The sequence below is a fragment of the Amycolatopsis albispora genome (assembly GCF_003312875.1).
Classification (GTDB): domain Bacteria; phylum Actinomycetota; class Actinomycetes; order Mycobacteriales; family Pseudonocardiaceae; genus Amycolatopsis; species Amycolatopsis albispora.
Genome location: NZ_CP015163.1, coordinates 3,605,613 through 3,622,203 on the forward strand (window position 1 = coordinate 3,605,613; position 16,591 = coordinate 3,622,203).

Genomic DNA, 16,591 nt, shown 5'->3' on the forward strand with positions numbered 1-16,591 from the left:
ACGCGCACGATTCCAGATCAACCGGGCAAGCCCAAGAGTCCGCCGACATTTTCCGAGCCGGGCCGCCCGGCCAGGTCCAGCAGGCCGGGAAGCTTGGGCTGCCCCGGCGGCGCCGGTGCCTGCGGTGACGGCTTGGCGGGCACCTCGACCGGCTTGCCCGCGTACGGCGCGTTCTGCGCCCCGCGCACCCCGGTCGGACTGCCCGGTGGCTCCGCGCAGTACGCCTCGGTGTTGGCGGGCAGTTCGCTGGTGTCGTTCGCGGGCCGTTGCTTGGTGCCCTCGTAACCCTTCGTGCACGAGTACGGGTCGAACAGGTTCAGCACAAAACCGAGGTGGCCCTCCCCGTTCGAGGTGACCGACCGGCTGAACGCGGAGATCACCGGATACGCCACCAGCAGCTGTTCCACCGCGTCCACCCGCACGGTGGTGATCTGCGCGGTGGTCAGCAGGTTGGCGAAGACCACCCCGAGATCAGTGCCCGAGGTGGCCAGCACGTCGCTGACCTGCCTGCTCAGCTTCGGCGCGTCGTCGATCACCTTGCGGAGCTGCGGGTCGGACTCCTTCAGCTGCGCGCTGATCTCCTTGAGCCCGCTGGCCAGCGAAGTCAGGTTGTCGCCCTGGCGCCGCTGCGTGTCCAGCACCACCCGGGCGTCGGCGAGCAGCGCCCGGGTGTCGGGCAGGTGCTCGGTCGCGGTGGTGGTGAACGAGCCCGCGGTGTCCAGCAGCAGCCGCAGGTCGGGCCCGGCGTCGGCGAAGGCGAGATAGGTCTCGTCCACCACCGTCCGCAGCGACTGGGGATCCACACTGGACACCAGCGAGTCCAGATTGGACAGCACGGTGTCCGGTGACACCGGGAGCTGCGTGCGATCCTTGGTGATCACGCTGCCTTCTTCGAGGTACGGCGCGTTCTCGTGCAGCGGCCGCAGGTCCACGTACTGCTCCCCGACCGCCGAGCGGTTGGCGACCACCGCCGCGGTGTCGGCGGGGATCTTGGGCCCGTCGTCGGCCAGGTCCAGCCGGACGTCCACGCCGTCGGGCCGCAGCACCAGCTCGGTCACCTTGCCGACGGTCACCCCGCGGTAGGTCACCTCGGCGTTGACGAAGATGCCGCCGGAATCGGCCAGCCGCGCGGTGACCAGGTAACCACGCGCGCCGAACAGCCGGTCCAGCCCGGCGTAGTTGCCGCCCGCGTAGACCACCGAGACCACGGCGATCAGCACAAAGGCGATCAGCTGGATGCGGTGCTTGCGGCCGAGCGTCATCAGCCACCTCCCAGGATGCCGTCGAGCAGGCCGTCCAGCCCGCCGAGCACACCGCCGCCCGGCACGCCCAGCGGTGGTGGCGCGGTCGGCAGCGGTAGTGACGGCGGCGGGGGCGCCGACGGGTTCTGCGGCAGCGCGATCGGTGGTTGCGAGGAGTTGAGGAAGTTCTGCACCAGTGAATCCAGGTTGAGGTCGACGCGGGCACGCACGTTCGCGTAGTCGCCCTTGACCACCGCGCCCGCCGCGTCCGGGAACGGGTAGGTGGGCAGGATCTTCAGCGCGGTCGGCAGGTTCTGCCCCGCTTCGGCCAGCTTCTCCAGTGTCGGCTCCAGCGCGCGCAGGTCGGCGATCAGCTCGTCGCGGCTGGCGTTGACCGTGGTCACCGCGACATCGGAGAGCTTGTCCAGCGACTGCAGCATGCCGACCAGCTGATCGCGTTGCGTGGTGACCACCTGCAGCCCCGGCGCGAGGTCGTTCAGCGCCACCTCGAGGTCGTCGGTCTGCGAGTTGAGCGTGCTCGACAGCCGGTTCAGCCCGTCGATGGCGCGCACGATCTCACCCTTGTGCCCGTCCAGCTCGGTGGCCACTTCGTCCACTCTGGACAGCAGGGCGCGGATGTCGGCCTCGTTGCCGGACAGCGCGTTGGTCAGCTCCTGGCTGATCGTGCGCAACTGGTCGATGCCGCCGCCGTTGAGCAGCAGGGAAAGCGCGCCGAGCACCTCCTCCACCTCGGGGTTGCGATTGGTCTTCGCCAGCGGGATGACCGCGCCTTCCCCGAGCCTGCCGTCCGCCTGCTCCCCGGCCGACGGCCCGCGCAGCTCGACGAACTTCTCGCCGAGCAGGCTGGACTGCCGCAGCTCGGCGCCGGAGTTCGCGGGCAGCACCACGCCGCCGTTGACCACGATCCGCACCACCGCGTAGTGGGTGTCCTCCGACAGCGCGATCTCCTCGACCCGCCCGACCGGCACGTCGGCCACCTTCACCGCCGCCTGCGGCACCAGGTCCAGCACGTCGGTGAACTGCACGGTCAGCCGGAACGGGTGGTCGCCGAGCTCCGCCCCGCCCGGCAGCGGGGTGTCGTACATGCCGGCGAACTCCCCGCAGCCGCTGAGCAGCAACGCGCCCGCCACCGCGGCGACCAGCTTGCGGCACCTGGTCATTTGACCCCCAGGTTGCCCGAGAGCAGGTCCACCAGCGGCAGCGGCAACGGCGGCAGCTCGCCGTTCTGGATGGAGTTGAGCATCTGCGACAGCGAAGGCACCTTGAGCGTGCCGTCGACAATGGGCGCCAGCCCCTGGCACAACTGCCCGAGCGTGTCCGGCAGCTGGGCCGGCGTCCCGGCGCTGACCAGCTTGCACACGGTGACCATCAGCGGGTGCGCGAGTTCGTTCGCGTTGTACCGCACCGCGATGCTGCCCGACGCCGCGTCGTAGGTGTTGATGAAGTTCGTCATGCCGGTCGGCCCGACGTCGAGCACCTCGGCCAGCGCGCCCCGCTGGTCCACCAGCACCTTGGTGATCCCGGCAAGTTTGTCCACATTGGAGCCGAGCAGGTCGCGGTTCTCTTCGACGAACCCGCGCACGTCGTCCAGCGAGGTGGCCAGCGAGGTCAGCGCGGCGCCCACGTCGTCGGACTCCGAGGACAGGTGACCGGCCACATCGGACAGCCGCGCGTAGAACTCGTTGAGCTGCTTGTCGCTGCCCGCCAGCATTTCGGTGAACGACTTGAGGTTCTTCACCGTGGCGAACATGTCGCCCTTCGAACCCTCCAGCGTTCTGGACAACTCGGAGAGCCGGGTGACCGTGTCGTTGAGGTTCTGCCCGTTGCCGTCGAGGTTCGCCGCCGCGGTGTCCAGCACACGCGAAAGCGCCCCGTCCTGGTTGGCGCCCTGCGGCCCCAGCGACGTCGACAGCTCGTTCAGGCTGCCGTACAGATCGTCCAGCTCGGCGGGCGTGGCCGTCCGGTCGGTGCCGATGACCGCTCCCGAAGCCAGCTCCGGCCCCTCGTCGTAGGCCGGGGTCAGCTGCACGTACCGGTCGCTGACCAGGCTCGGCGCCACCACCACCGCACCGGCGCCCTCGGGGATCTGCACCCCGCCGTCCACCCGCATTTCGACCCGCACCACCGCGCCCTGGGGCGTCACCTCGGTGATCTCGCCGACCGGCACGCCGAGCACCCGCACCGCCGAACCGGCGTAGAGCCCGACGGTTTTCTCGAAGTACGCGGTGATCCTGGTGCCACCGGGGTCGCGCACCGCGAACCACAGTCCGGCCGCGAGCACCAGCAACGCCACGCACGCCAGGGAAAGCCACGACAGCAGGCTTCGCCCGGCCCTGGTCTCGACGGTCATCGCGGGGCCACCCCCTGGTTCGGCGCGGCGATCGGCGGACTGCAGCCCTCCGGATTGATCTGCGCCCCGGCCACGGTGATCACCGGCGGCAGCAGCCCGCAGATGTAGCCCTCGAACCAGCGTCCGTTGCCGGTGGCGTTCGCGCCGATCCGGGTGAACGGCGCGAGCAGTTCCAGGCTGCGGCTCAGGTTCTCCTGGTTGCGGTGCAGCACGTCGGTGACCGTGCCGAGCTTCTCCAGCGCCGGCTTGAGCTGCCCGCGGTTGTCCGCGACCAGCCCGGAAAGCTGGTCGGACAGCTGCTTGGTGCCGTCCAGCAGCCGGGTGATCGCGTCCTGCCGGTTCTGCAGTTCGGTGAGCAGCAGGTTGCCGTCACCGATGATGCGTGAGAGCTGGGCGTTGCGGTCGGACAGCGTTTTCGAGACCTGGCTGGTGTTCGACAGCAGGTTCGCGAGTTCGGTGTCCCGCGAGGACACCGTCTTCGACAACGACGACAGCCCGTCGAGCGCCTCACGCAGGTGCGGCGGGGTGTCCTTCAACGCGTCCGAGAGCACGTTGAAGCTCTGCGCCAGCTGGTCGGTGTTGACCTCCTGGACCGTGTCGGACAGCTTCTCGAAGGCGTCCTGCAGCTCGAACGGCGTGCGCGTGCGTTCCAGTGGAATGGACGCGGCCGGATCTTGCGGCTGCTCCCCCGCCGGGTGCAGCGCCAGGAACTTCTCGCCCAGCAGCGTCTTGATCTCGATCGACGCGATCGTGGCGTCCGGCACGCCGACCCGTTCCACCTCGAACTCGACCAGCACCTTCTTGCGGTCCAGTTCGACCGAGGTCACCTCGCCCACGGTCACCCCGGCCACCCGCACCTCGTTGCCGGCGGCCAGCCCGGCCGACTCGGCGAACTCCGCGGAATAGCCGATCCCCTTGTCCAGCAGTGGCAGGTCGTTCCAGGCGTAGGTGACCACGGCGACCAGCGCGATCAGCACCAGCGCCACGCCGCCGACCGCGGCCTGGTTCCGTTCCCGCAGCGGCGTCATGACGGCTGGCACCTCTCCGGCATCTCGTTGGTGGGAATCGGCAGGAACGGCACGGTGATGTTCAGCGAGGAGATGCCGATCGTGCCGGACAGCCCGCACAGGTAGTAGTTGAACCAGCTGCCGTAGCTCAGCGTGCGGGTGAACTTCTCCAGGTTGCCCGGCATCACCTGCAGCAGTTCGTTCAGCAGTTGCTCGGAGTCGGCGAGATTGCCGGACAGCTGCCCGAGCGCGGCGATGTCCTCCTTCAGCGGCGGCCGGGCTTCGGCGAGCAGCCCGGCGGTGGTGTCGGTCAGCTCACCGAGCGCGGACACCGCTTCCCCGATCGGCTGGCGCTGCTCGGCCAGGCCGGTGACCAGCTGCTGGGTCTGGTCGATCAGGTTGCCCAGGCCGGGCCCGCGCTGGTTGATCGTGCCGAGCACGTTGTTCAGGTTGGTGATCACCTCGCCGATCACCGCGTCCCGGTCGGCGATCGCCGAGGTCAGCGACGCGGTGTGCGAGAGCAGGCTGCGGATCGTGCCGCCCTCGCCCTGGAACACCTGGATGATCTCGTAGGACAGCTGGTTCACCTGTGCCGGTTCGAGTGCTTTGAACAGGGGCTCGAACCCGTTGAACAACACGGTCAGGTTGAGCGCGGGCTGTGTGCGCTCCACCGGGATCCGGCCGCCGTCCGGCAGCTTGCCGTCACCGTCCACTGTGGTCCCGAGCGCGAGGTAGCGCTGGCCGATCAGGTTGCGGAACTTGACCGTCGCGGTGACCGCCTCGGGCAGCTCCCGCAGCGCGTCCACGCCGAAATGGACCTCGGCGCGGTGGTCGTCCGAGACGGTGATGGACTCCACCTGCCCCACCTTGACCCCGGCGATGCGGACGTCGTCGCCCTCCTTGAGGCCGGAGGAATCGGTGAACACCGCGCTGTAGCGGGCGCTGTCGCCGAAGTCGGTGTTCGCGATGGTGGCCCCGAGCACCGCGGTGAGCAGCACGGTCACCACCGCGAAGGCCAGGATCTTCAGCAACGCCGGTACGAAGCTCCTCATTCGAGCGTCACCTCCGCTCCCCGGTACAACGGCGCGACCAGCAGCCCGCCCCAGCCCGGCACCTCGGCGGGCGGCAGGCCCAGTGCCGGCGCGGTGAGCGCGGAGATCAACTGCTGCTCCTCCGGCGAGTTCGCCAGCGAACTCGCCCCGCCACCACCGCCGGGCAGGTCCGGTCCCGGCGACTTCGGCGGCGCCGGCTTGCTGGACCCGTCCTCGATCGGGCCGCCCGGCGGGTACTGCGGCCACCGCCCCGGCGGCGGCACGTCCGGATAGCACCGCGGCCCGCGCTTGTCGTCGTAGCGCGGTTCGTCCACGCCCGGCAGGTACTTGCCGCGGCTGGCGGTGATCCGGATGGTCACGTGGTTCATCTCGTCGGTTCCCTTGCCGAACGCTTCCTCCGCGCGGGGCACCGATTCGGCGAGCTGGCGCAGCAGGCACGGGTACTCGGGCGCGTACTTCGCCAGCACGTCGAGCGTGGGCCGCACGGTTTTGGTCAGGTTGATCAGGTTGTCCTGGTTGACCTCGAGAAAGCTGGTCAGGTCGGCAGAGGCGTCGGTGACCGTGCCGAACATCTCCGCCACGCCGTTCTGCTTCTCCACCAGCGTGCGCGTGGTCGTGGTCAGGTCGGACAGCGCGTCGAGGAAGTCCGGGGCGGCGCGGTTGTAGACGTCGGCGGTGTCGGCCAGTCCGGTGATATCGGCCTTGATGTCGGGTAGCGACGGGTTCAGCTGGCCGAGGTAGTCGGAGAGTTGCACCAGCGTCTGCCCGAGCTGCTCACCCCGGCCCTCCAGCGCGGTGGCCACCGCGTTCAGCGTGCTGGACAGCTTCTGCGGCTGCACCGACTGCAGCAGCGGCAGCACGTTGCCGAGCACCTCCTCCAGCTCGATGGCGGTGCTGCTGCGGTCCTGCCCGATCACCGCGCCCGCGGCGATCGGCGGCGCCGGGTCGCCGGGCACCTGCAACGCCACATACCGTTCCCCGAACAGGGTTTTCGGCAGCAGCCGCGCGTTGACGTTGCCCGGGATCACCTCGGTCTTGTCCGGGTCGAGCGCGAGTTCGAGCACCGCGGCGTCCCCGGCGGCCCTGATCGAGCGCACCTCGCCGACCACCATGCCGCGCACCTTCACGTCGGCGCCCTCGCGCATCTGGTTGCCCACGTGGTCGGTCTCCAGCGTGACCGCGGTGTAGGGCACGAACTTCTTTTCGTAGATGGCGATCGTGACGGTGAAGAACAACGCCACCACAACGAGGAACAGCACACCGAGCGCCTGGTGGCGCAGGCGGCCGAGGAGGATGCGGCGCCCGGGGTTCATCCGGAAATCCGCACGGTCGTGTTGGTGCCCCAGATCGCCAGGCTGAGGAAGAAGTCGAGCACCGAGATGAGCACGATCGAGGTGCGCACCGCCCGCCCGACCGCGATGCCGACCCCGGCGGGCCCACCGCGCGCGGTGTAGCCGTAGTAGCAGTGCGAAAGGATCACCAGGACGCTGAAGATGATCACCTTCAGGAACGACCAGAGCACGTCCTCCGGCGGCAGGAAGAGCCCGAAGTAGTGGTCGTAGGTGCCCGCCGACTGCCCGTAGAACCAGATGGTGATCTGCCGCGACGCCAGGTACGAGGACAGCAGGCCGACCGCGTAGAGCGGGATGACCGCGGTGACCCCGGCCAGCACGCGCGTGGTGACCAGGTACGGCAGGCTCGGCACGCCCATCACCTCGAGCGCGTCGATCTCCTCGGAGATCCGCATCGCGCCGAGCTGAGCGGTGAACCCGCAGCCGACCGTCGCCGACAACGCCAGCCCGGCCGACAGCGGCGCGACCTCACGGGTGTTGAAGTAGGCCGAGATGAACCCGGTGAGCGCGGCGGTGCCGAGCTGGTTCAGCGCGGAATAACCCTGCAGGCCGACCACCAGGCCGGTGAACAGCGTCATGCCGATCATCACGCCGAGCGTGCCGCCGATCACCGCCAGCGCGCCGGTGCCGAAGCTGACCTCGGTGAGCAGGCGCAGCGTCTCGCGTGAATAACGCCGCAGCGTGCGCGGCGTCCAGGCGATCGCGCGGGCGTAGAAGGACAGCTGCGCGCCGAAGCCCTCCAGGAACGCCCCCGGCCGCGCGATCATCTCGAGGGTGCGGTCCGGCACCCGTTCGGTACTGGTTTCGGTCATCACAACGCCTTCGGGGGAACGATGCGGAGGTAGATGGCGGTGAGCACCACGTTGATCGCGAACAGCAGCAGGAAGGTGATCACCACCGCCTGGTTGACCGCGTCCCCGACCCCCTTCGGCCCACCGGACGGGTTCAGCCCGCGGAAGGCGGCCACCACCCCGGCGACGAACCCGTACAGGAACGCCTTGATCTCGCTGACCCACAGGTCGGGCAGCTGCGCCAGCGCGTTGAAGCTGGCCAGGTACGCCCCGGGCGTGCCGCCCTGCATGACCACGTTGAAGAAGTAGCCGCCGAGCACGCCAACCACGCTGACCAGGCCGTTGAGCAGCACCGACACCACGATCGCGGCCAGCACCCTCGGCACGATGAGCCGCTGGACGGGGTTGACGCCCAGCACCTCCATCGCGTCGATCTCTTCGCGGATCTTGCGCGCCCCGATGTCCGCGCAGACCGCGCTGCCGCCCGCGCCCGCCACCAGCAGCGCGGTGATCAGCGGGCTCGCCTGCTGCACGATGGCCAGCGCGCTGGCCGCGCCGGTGAACGACTGCGCGCCGATCTGCTGGGTCAGCGAGCCCAGCTGCAGCGCGATCACCGCGCCGAACGGGATCGCCACCAGCGCGGTGGGCAGGATGGTCACGCTGGCGAAGAACCAGCACTGCTGGATCCACTCGCGGAACTGGAAGGGCCGGCGCGGGATGGCGCGCAGCACTTCCCAGGCCAGGGTGGCCAACCTGCCCACCTGGGCCAGTGCCGCCGTGCCGGGCATCGTCGCCAGGCCAGCCATCGCGCCTCCGGACTCGTCAGACCTTCAAGGCGTGCGTGGCGGTCGCCCCGCCATCCGCCACGAACTCACTCCCCGTGCAGTACGAACTGTCGTCACTGGCCAGGAACGCGACCAGCGCGGCGATCTCCTCGGCCTCGCCGACCCGGCCCAGCGCCACCTTCTTGCCCACCAGCGACATGTCCACCGGCGCACCCCCGAGCGCGTCGGTGATCATCTTCGTGTCGATCGCGCCGGGGTGCACCGAGTTCACCCGGATCCCGCGCTCGCCCAGTTCGAGCGCGGCCACCTTGGTCATGCCGCGGATGGCGAACTTGCTCGCGGTGTAGGCGGTCAGGTAGGGCATCCCGGCCAGACCCTCCACAGAGGACACGTTCACGATCGAGCCGCCACCGGCCTCGGTCAGCGGGCCGACCGCCGCGCGCATGCCGAGAAAGGTGCCGATCTGGTTCACCCGGATCACGCGTTCGTAGTCGGCCAGCTTGGTCTGCTCCAGCGCCGAGAAGAACAGCACGCCCGCGTTGTTGACCAGCACGTCGAGCTTGCCGAACGCCTCGGCCGCGCGCCCGGTCGCCACCGGCCAGGCGTTCTCGTCGGTGACGTCGAGGTGCTGGTACACGCAGGCGTCCCCGAGTTCGGCGGCGAGCTTCTCACCCAGCTCGTCGGCCACGTCGGCGGCCACCACCCGCGCGCCGTCGGCGACGAACCGCCGGGCCGCCGCCGCGCCCTGTCCCCTGGCCGCCCCGGTGATCAGAGCGACCTTGCCGTCCAGCTTGCCCATCGCGCCTCACATCATCTCGTCGGTCGGTGGCCCGCACGGCCTTCCTAAGGCAGGGAAAGGACTTCGGGCGTGACGAACATGCGGTCGGCGTCGCGCTCGGCGAAGTACCCGCCGAGGCGTTCCTCCAGTTCGTCCTGGCTCCACAGCTGGTTCCCGGTGTCGAACCGCTGCTCGATCGTGGGCGGGGCGAGCAGCGCGACCATGCCCCCGTGCACCACGAAGAGCTGGCCGTTGATCTTGGCCGCGGACGGTGACGCGAGATAAGCGACCAGCGGCGCCACGTGCTCGACGGACAGCGGGTCGACGCCCTCCGGCGCGTCGCCGAACACGTCCTTGGTCATCGCGGTGCGGGCCCGCGGGCAGATCGCGTTGGCACGCACGCCGTACTTGGCGAGCCCCCGGGCGGTGGACATGGTCAGCGCCACGATGCCCGCCTTCGCCGCCGCGTAGTTCGGCTGCCCGGCCGAGCCGAGCAGGAACGCCTCCGACGCGGTGTTCACCACCCTGCCGTACACCGGTTGCCCGTCTACTTTGGACTTGTTGCGCCAGTAGGCGGAGGCGTTGCGGGAGAGCAGGAAGTGCCCGCGCAGGTGCACCCGGAGCACGAGGTCCCACTCCTCGTCGGACATGCTGAACAGCATCCGGTCGCGCAGCACCCCGGCGTTGTTCACCACCACGTGCAGCCCGCCGAACTGCCCGACGGCGGCTTCCACGAGCGCGTCCGCGGTGGCGCGCTCGCCGATGTCCCCGGTGACCGCGACGGCCTTGCCGCCGGCCGCCTCGATCTCCTCGACCACCGAGGCCGGCTCGGCGACGTCGTTGACCACCACCGACGCACCGGCCGCCGCCAGCGCCAGCGCCTCCGCACGGCCCAGCCCGGCACCGGCTCCGGTGACGATCGCAGTGCGGCCTTCCAGGGTCACCGAAGTCACCAGAACTCCACCACCTGTCGCATCGTCACTGACCGTCGGATGCAGTCAGACTAGAATCTGTTCTCGTCCAAGGCAAGGCCGTTTTGCAGCAGGTTTCGGACATCCACGAGAACGCGTTCTAGTACAAGCCGGTGCCGATGGCTTCCTCCGGCCGGTGTTCTGCGGTACAACTAGAACCTGTTCTAGATTAACGCGGTTAACGGGCATACACCAGAACGAGCCCGACGGGCGGAGGTGACGGTATGCGGATCGGATACACCGAGGCGCAGGAGCGGCTGGCGGACGAACTGCGCTCCTACTTCGCCCGGCTGATGACCCCCGAACGCCGCGAAGCACTGGGCGCGGGCGGCGCCGAGTACGGCAAGGACGGCGCCTACCAGGAGATCGTGCGGGAGCTGGGCCGGGACGGCTGGCTCGCGCTCGGCTGGCCGGAGGAGTACGGCGGCCAGGCGCGCTCCATGCTGGACCAGCTGGTGTTCACCGACGAAGCGGCGGCCGCGGGCGTGCCGGTACCGTTTCTGACCATCAACACCGTCGGGCCGACGATCATGCGGTACGGCACCGAGGAGCAGAAGGCCTTCTACCTGCCCCGGATCGCCGCCGGCGAACTGCACTTCTCGATCGGCTACTCCGAGCCCGGCGCCGGCACCGACCTGGCCTCGCTGAGCACCCGCGCGGTCCGCGACGGCGACGAGTACGTGATCAACGGCCAGAAGATGTGGACCAGCCTGATCGAGTACGCCGACTACGTCTGGCTGGCCGCACGCACCGATCCCGACGCGAAGAAGCACCGCGGCATCAGCATCCTGGTCGTGCCCACCACCGCCGAGGGCTTCTCCTGGACCAAGGTTCGCACGGTGGCCGGCGTCGGCACCAGCGCGACCTACTACTCCGACGTGCGTGTCCCCCTCAGCGCCCGGATCGCCGAGGAGAACAAGGGCTGGCCGCTGATCACCAACCAGCTCAACCACGAGCGGGTCGCGCTGACCTCGGCCGCGCCGATCCGCACCGCGCTCGGCGAGGTGCGTGACTGGGCGCAGAAAACCCAGGGCCCCGACGGACGGCGGGTGATCGACGCCGAATGGGTCCGGCTGCACCTGGCCCGCGTGCACGCGCACGCCGACTACCTGAAACTGCGCAACTGGAAGATCGCCTGGGCCGCGGCCGAACAGGAACTCGGCCCCGGCGAGGCCTCGGCCACCAAGGTGTTCGGCACCGAGTTCGCGCTGGAGGCCTACCGGTTGCTGATGGAGGTGCTCGGCGCGGGCGCCGTGGTGCGCGAGGGCTCCCCCGGTGCGCTGCTGCGCGGCCGGATCGAGCGGCTGCACCGGTCCGCGCTGATCCTCACCTTCGGCGGCGGCACCAACGAGGTGCAGCGCGACCTGATCGCCGCCACCACGCTCGGCCTGCCGGTCACGCGCTGAAAGGGGACGCCAGATGGACTTCTCGCTGACCGAGGCGCAGCACGACCTCGGCGGGCTCACCCGCCGCATCCTCGACGGCAAGCTGGACCCGAAGTCGTGGGAACCCCACGGTTCCGGCGGCTTCGACCGAGCACTGTGGACAGAGCTGGCCCGCGCCGGAATCCTCGACGCGGCCCTGCCTTCGAATGCCGGTGGTGGCGGATTCGGCCTGCTGGAGCAGTGCTCGGTGCTGATCGAGCTGGGCCACGCGGTGGCCCCGGTGCCGTACCTGCCGAGCATCACCATGGCCGCTTCCGCACTGGCCGAGTTCGGGACCGGGCGGCAGCTGGAAACCCTGGTCCCGGTGCTACGCGGCGAACGGGTGCTGACCGCGGCCGTACCGGATGCGGGCAATCCGTGTGCGTTCACGGCCGAGGCCGAAGGCGACGGCTGGCGGCTCACCGGTGCCCAGACCGCCGTCCCGGCCGCCGCCTACGCCGACGCCCTGCTGATTGCCGCCACCACGCACGACGGTGACGCGGTGTTCGTGGTCAACCGTGACGCCGCCCAGATTTCCCCGCAGGAGGTCGTCGACCGCGGCGACGCCGGCCTCGTCGAGCTGAACGACGTGCACGTCGGCGACTCGGCGCGCCTCAGCGGTGCCGGAGTCGCCGAGTGGATCCGCCTGCGCGGCACCACCGGGCTGTGCGCCTACCAGCTCGGCACGGTCGAACGCGCGCTGGAGATGACCACCGAATACGCCAAGGAACGCAAGCAGTTCGACAACGTGATCGCCTCGTTCCAGGCGGTCCGGCAGCGGCTCGCCGACGCCTACACCGACGTGGAAGCGGTCCGCCTGACACTGTGGCAGGCCGCCTGGCGGCTGTCCGAAGGCCTGCCCGCCGACGAGGAAGTGGCCACCGCCAAGTTCTGGGCGGCCGAAGCCGGGCACCGGGTCGCGCACACCGCGGTGCACCTGCACGGTGGTATCGGCATCGACGTCGACTACCCGCTGCACCGGTATTTTGTCGCCGCCAAGCGCGCGGAGTTCACCCTCGGCGGCGCCACCGCGCAACTGCGGCGGCTCGGTGACCTGATCTCCGGCTGAGACCAGTATCTGGGAGCCGTGGCGGGCTTCCGCCCGGTTGTGCTCCCCTGAGCCGGGTGAACACACTGCCGATCTTGGATTTGTCCCGTTTCCGGGTGCCGAGGCAGCGGGAACGATTTCTGGCCGAACTGCGCCACGCCGCGCACGAGGTGGGTTTCTTCTACCTCGTCGGACACGGTGTCGCCCCGGAAACCATGCGGGCGATCGTCGATTCGGCACGCCGGTTCTTCGCCCTGCCGCAGGCGCAGCGGCTGGAGATCGAGAATGTGCGTTCACCGCATTTCCGCGGATACACCCGAACGGGTACGGAACAGACCGCCGGTGGCGCGGACTGGCGCGAGCAACTCGACATCGGCCCCGAGCGCCCCGCACTGCACCTGACCGAGGACGATCCCCGCTACCTGCGCCTGATCGGCCCGAACCAGTGGCCGTCCGCCCTGCCCGAGCTGCGGGACGTGGTGCTGCTCTGGCAGTGCGAAGCGCTGCGGGTCTCGCGTGAGGTGCTGCGGGCACTGGCCGTCGCGCTCGGCCAGGAACTGACGTATTTCGACCGCTGGTTCGACGCGGAAGCGGCGGTGCACCTGAAAGTGGTGCACTACCCGCCACGCGAACCCGGCGGCACCGAGCAGGGCGTCGGTTCACACAAGGACTACGGTTTCCTCGCCCTGCTGCAACAGGACGAGGTCGGCGGGCTCCAGGTCCAGCGGGCCGACGGTTCCTGGATCGACGCCACCCCGATTCCGGACAGTTTTGTGGTGAACATCGGCGAAATGCTGGAAATCGCCACGAACGGATACCTGCGTGCGACACAGCACCGGGTGCTGAGCCCACCGGCCGGCGTCGACCGGTATTCCATCCCGTTCTTCCTCGCCCCACGCCTGGACGCGGTGATCGAGCCGATCGATCTGCCGCCCGACCTGGCCGCCGTCGCCCGCGGGGTGACGCAGGACGAGAACAATCCGCTACTGGCCGCCTATGGCGAAAACGCCTTGCTCGGCTGGCTGCGCTCGCACCCGCGAGTGGCGGAGCGCTGGTGGCTCACTCCCGCGGAGCGTTGATCGGACGCAGTCGGCGCGGCCCGGTGTCCGGACGCGACGGCGGTGGACCGAGCACAACGCGGCCGTAGACCACGAAGGCACCATCCGGGGATGCCAGGATCGGGTCCAGCACGAGCGACCGGACCTCCGGGTTGTCCTCGGCGAGCGCGGCCACCCGCAGCACCAGGTCCTGCAGCGCGGCCAGATCGGCGGGCTCGTCACCGCGGTAGCCGGTGAGCAGCGGCGCTGTCCGCGGCTCCCGGATCAGCGTCGCCGCGTCCACGTCGGTCAGCGGCACCGCGCGGTAGGCCCGGTCCCCCAGCAGATTGCTCACCAGGCCGGACAGGCCAAACGAGACCAGCGTGCCGAACGACGGGTCGTCCTGCAGGCCGATCACACACGAGAGGCCCTTGGGTGCCATGGCCTGGACGTACATGTCGTCCTCACCCGAGACCTCGCGCAGGTCGCGGTAGGCGGCGCGCACGGAGTCCTCGGACGAGAGGTCGAGCCGCACCCCGGCCAGGTCCGGCCGCCCCCGCAGTCGTTCGTCCACCGCCTTGAGCACAACCGGGTACCCCAGCGCGCCCGCCGCCTCGACGGCCTCGTCCGCCGTGGACACCACCCGGAACGGCACCACCTCGATGCCGTAGCAGCCGAGCAGCCGCACCACGTCCTCGTCCGCGAGCACGGTGGTCCACCCGTCCTCCTCGCTGAGGATCTCGTTCACGATCACCTGCGCCTGCTCGGCGTGCAGCCCGACCGGCCGGGTCAGCGTGCCCTGCGGCCGCTGCTGCCACGCCGCGTACCGGACCACCCGCGCCAGCGCGTTCACCGCGCGTTCCGGACTCGGGTACGAAGGCACCGACCCGCGCACGGGCGCACCGTCGTCCGACCACACGGCCAGTTCGTCCGGCACCCCTTCGGCGGCGAGGAAGGTGGAGACAATCGGCTTCTCCTTGCGCAGTTCCTGCACCACCTCACGCAGGGCACGGGCGTACGTGGTGCCCGGAATCGCGAGCGGCGGCACAAAAACCACCACCAGCGCGTCGGTTTCGGCCGAGTTCAACGCCTCGCGCACGGCACCGGCGAACTCCTCGGGTGACGCCTGCGGTCCGACGTCCACCGGTTCGAACGCGAGCCGCAGGCCCTGCGCCCGCGCGGTGTCCGCGGCGAGCAGGCCGATCGCACTGGAGTTGCCGACGATGCCGACCCGCGGCCCGGCTGGCAGCGGCTGGTGCGCGAAGACCAGCGCGGTGTCGAAGAGCTGCGCGAGCGTGTCCACCCGCACCACGCCCGCCTGCTCGAACAGCGCCTGCACGCTCGCCTCATCCACTTCGGCCGACGTGGCCGCGAGCTGCGGGCGCACCGCGTGGCGGCCCGACTTCACCGCCACGATCGGCTTGGTCCGGCCGAGCCGCCGCGCCAGCCTGGCGAACTTGCGCGGGTTGCCGAACGACTCCAGGTACAGCAGCACCAGATCGGTACCCGGATCGGTTTCCCAGTACTGGAGCAGGTCGTTGCCGGAGACGTCGGCCCGGTTGCCCGCCGAGACGAAGGTGGACAGCCCCAGGCCGCGCGCCTCGGCGTCGGCGAGGATCGCGGTGCCCAGCGCACCCGACTGGCAGAAGAACCCGGCCCGGCCACGCGCGGGCAGGCGGGGCGCCAGCGTGGCGTTGAGCCGGACGTTCCGATCGGTGTTGAGCACCCCGAGCGCGTTCGGCCCGACCACGCGCATGCCGTGCGCACGGGCCTCACCGACCAGCCGCAGCTCGGCGTGCAGCCCGTGCGGCCCCGCCTCGGCGAACCCGCCGGAGACGATCAGCAGGGTTTTCACGCCCTTCTCCAGCGCACCGTCGAGCACCGACTCCACCTGGTCGGCGGGCACCGCGACCAGTGCCAGGTCCACCGGATCCGGAATGTCCACAACGGACGGATAGGCGCGCACCCCGCGCACCGACCGGTGCTCCGGGTTGACCGGGTAGACGGTGCCGGCGAAGTCCGCGGTGAGCAGGTTCGTCAGCGCCACGTAGCCGATCTTGGTCGGATCGGTGGACGCCCCGATGACCGCGACCGACCGCGGGTGCAGCAGGTTGTGCACGCTGCGGGCCTCGGCGGCCTGCTCCCGCGACCGCGCCACCGCGAGCGACTCCTCGGTCGGATCGATGTCGAACTCCAGATGCAGCACGCCCTCTTCGATCGCCCGGCTGACCTGGTAACCGGCGTCGCGGAAAACACGCACCATCTGCGGGTTCTCGGCGAGCACCTCGGCGACGAACCGGCGCAGCCCGCGCTCGGACGCCGCCGCGGCGAGGTGTTCCAGCAGGATCGAGCCGAGCCCGCGCCCCTGGTGCGCGTCATCGACGACAAATGCCACCTCGGCGGATGGCCCGTTGTCGAGCCGCTCGTACCGTCCGACCGCGACGATGTGGTCGCCCAGCATCGCCGCGAAGGCGACCCGGTCGTGGTGGTCCACCCGGGAGAACCGCTCCAGGTCGCGCTGCGGGATGCGCGGGTACGCCCCGAAGTAACGCAGGTACCTGGTGCGCTCGGACAGCCTGCTGTGCAGCGCGACCAGCCCGTCCGCGTCGTCGGGCACCACCGGTCGCAAGTGGACGGTGCCGCCGTCGGAAAGCAGCACGTCGGCTTCCCAGTGCCGCGGGTAGTCGTAGGACTCGCGCAGATCGGGCTCGGCCGAGTCGTTCTCGGTGCTCAT

14 protein-coding genes are annotated in these 16,591 nt (G+C 70.0%); 3 read left to right on the forward strand and 11 right to left on the reverse strand.

Annotated features, from left to right (window positions below; translation table 11 throughout):
- Positions 1 to 17: 17 nt before the first annotated feature.
- Genes A4R43_RS16760 through A4R43_RS16805 form a run of 10 tightly spaced genes read right to left on the reverse strand, consistent with a single transcriptional unit; the run spans position 18 to position 10,321 of the window.
- Positions 18 to 1,262, reverse strand: coding sequence for an MCE family protein (locus A4R43_RS16760; RefSeq protein ID WP_113693181.1), 1,245 nt, complete (start codon positions 1,260 to 1,262; stop codon positions 18 to 20).
- Positions 1,262 to 2,422, reverse strand: a complete 1,161-nt coding sequence (locus tag A4R43_RS16765) for an MCE family protein (protein WP_113693182.1) — start codon at positions 2,420 to 2,422, stop codon at positions 1,262 to 1,264. The genes A4R43_RS16760 and A4R43_RS16765 overlap by 1 nt, the downstream gene beginning before the upstream one ends.
- Positions 2,419 to 3,612: an MCE family protein gene (locus A4R43_RS16770; protein WP_113693183.1), complete on the reverse strand. Its 1,194-nt coding sequence runs from the start codon at positions 3,610 to 3,612 to the stop codon at positions 2,419 to 2,421. The genes A4R43_RS16765 and A4R43_RS16770 overlap by 4 nt, the downstream gene beginning before the upstream one ends.
- Entirely contained in the window at positions 3,609 to 4,640 is a 1,032-nt protein-coding gene (locus A4R43_RS16775; protein WP_113693184.1) for an MCE family protein, read from the reverse strand. The genes A4R43_RS16770 and A4R43_RS16775 overlap by 4 nt, the downstream gene beginning before the upstream one ends.
- Positions 4,637 to 5,671 (reverse strand): MCE family protein, encoded by a 1,035-nt coding sequence (locus A4R43_RS16780; RefSeq protein ID WP_113693185.1) that lies wholly within the window; start codon positions 5,669 to 5,671, stop codon positions 4,637 to 4,639. Before A4R43_RS16780 ends, A4R43_RS16775 begins: the two co-directional genes overlap by 4 nt.
- Positions 5,668 to 6,984 carry an MCE family protein gene (locus A4R43_RS16785; RefSeq protein WP_113693186.1) on the reverse strand — a complete coding sequence of 439 codons (1,317 nt, stop codon included), beginning with the start codon at positions 6,982 to 6,984 and terminating at the stop codon, positions 5,668 to 5,670. The genes A4R43_RS16780 and A4R43_RS16785 overlap by 4 nt, the downstream gene beginning before the upstream one ends.
- A complete protein-coding gene (locus A4R43_RS16790; RefSeq protein WP_113693187.1) occupies positions 6,981 to 7,835 on the reverse strand; it encodes an MlaE family ABC transporter permease in 855 nt (284 codons plus the stop codon). Before A4R43_RS16790 ends, A4R43_RS16785 begins: the two co-directional genes overlap by 4 nt.
- On the reverse strand, positions 7,835 to 8,620 hold the full coding sequence (locus tag A4R43_RS16795) for an MlaE family ABC transporter permease (RefSeq protein ID WP_113693188.1): 786 nt from the start codon (positions 8,618 to 8,620) through the stop codon (positions 7,835 to 7,837). The genes A4R43_RS16790 and A4R43_RS16795 overlap by 1 nt, the downstream gene beginning before the upstream one ends.
- A 16-nt stretch (positions 8,621 to 8,636) precedes the next feature.
- Complete coding sequence (locus A4R43_RS16800) at positions 8,637 to 9,398, reverse strand: glucose 1-dehydrogenase (protein WP_113693189.1); 762 nt, start codon at positions 9,396 to 9,398, stop codon at positions 8,637 to 8,639.
- A 44-nt stretch (positions 9,399 to 9,442) separates the two neighbouring features.
- Positions 9,443 to 10,321: a 3-oxoacyl-ACP reductase gene (locus A4R43_RS16805; protein WP_113697664.1), complete on the reverse strand. Its 879-nt coding sequence runs from the start codon at positions 10,319 to 10,321 to the stop codon at positions 9,443 to 9,445.
- Between the two features lie 251 nt (positions 10,322 to 10,572).
- Between A4R43_RS16805 and A4R43_RS16810 the strand changes: the two genes are divergently transcribed.
- The 3 genes from A4R43_RS16810 to A4R43_RS16820 all read left to right on the forward strand — a co-directional run bounded on the left by A4R43_RS16810 (position 10,573) and on the right by A4R43_RS16820 (position 13,899).
- Positions 10,573 to 11,754: an acyl-CoA dehydrogenase family protein gene (locus tag A4R43_RS16810; protein WP_113693190.1), complete on the forward strand. Its 1,182-nt coding sequence runs from the start codon at positions 10,573 to 10,575 to the stop codon at positions 11,752 to 11,754.
- A gap of 13 nt (positions 11,755 to 11,767) precedes the next feature.
- Positions 11,768 to 12,841, forward strand: coding sequence for an acyl-CoA dehydrogenase family protein (locus tag A4R43_RS16815; RefSeq protein ID WP_113693191.1), 1,074 nt, complete (start codon positions 11,768 to 11,770; stop codon positions 12,839 to 12,841).
- Positions 12,842 to 12,915: 74 nt separating this feature from the next.
- Positions 12,916 to 13,899 (forward strand): isopenicillin N synthase family dioxygenase, encoded by a 984-nt coding sequence (locus A4R43_RS16820; RefSeq protein WP_236809069.1) that lies wholly within the window; start codon positions 12,916 to 12,918, stop codon positions 13,897 to 13,899.
- Here A4R43_RS16820 and A4R43_RS16825 read toward each other — a convergent pair.
- On the reverse strand, positions 13,880 to 16,591 hold the full coding sequence (locus tag A4R43_RS16825) for a bifunctional acetate--CoA ligase family protein/GNAT family N-acetyltransferase (protein ID WP_113693193.1): 2,712 nt from the start codon (positions 16,589 to 16,591) through the stop codon (positions 13,880 to 13,882). The genes A4R43_RS16820 and A4R43_RS16825 overlap by 20 nt on opposite strands.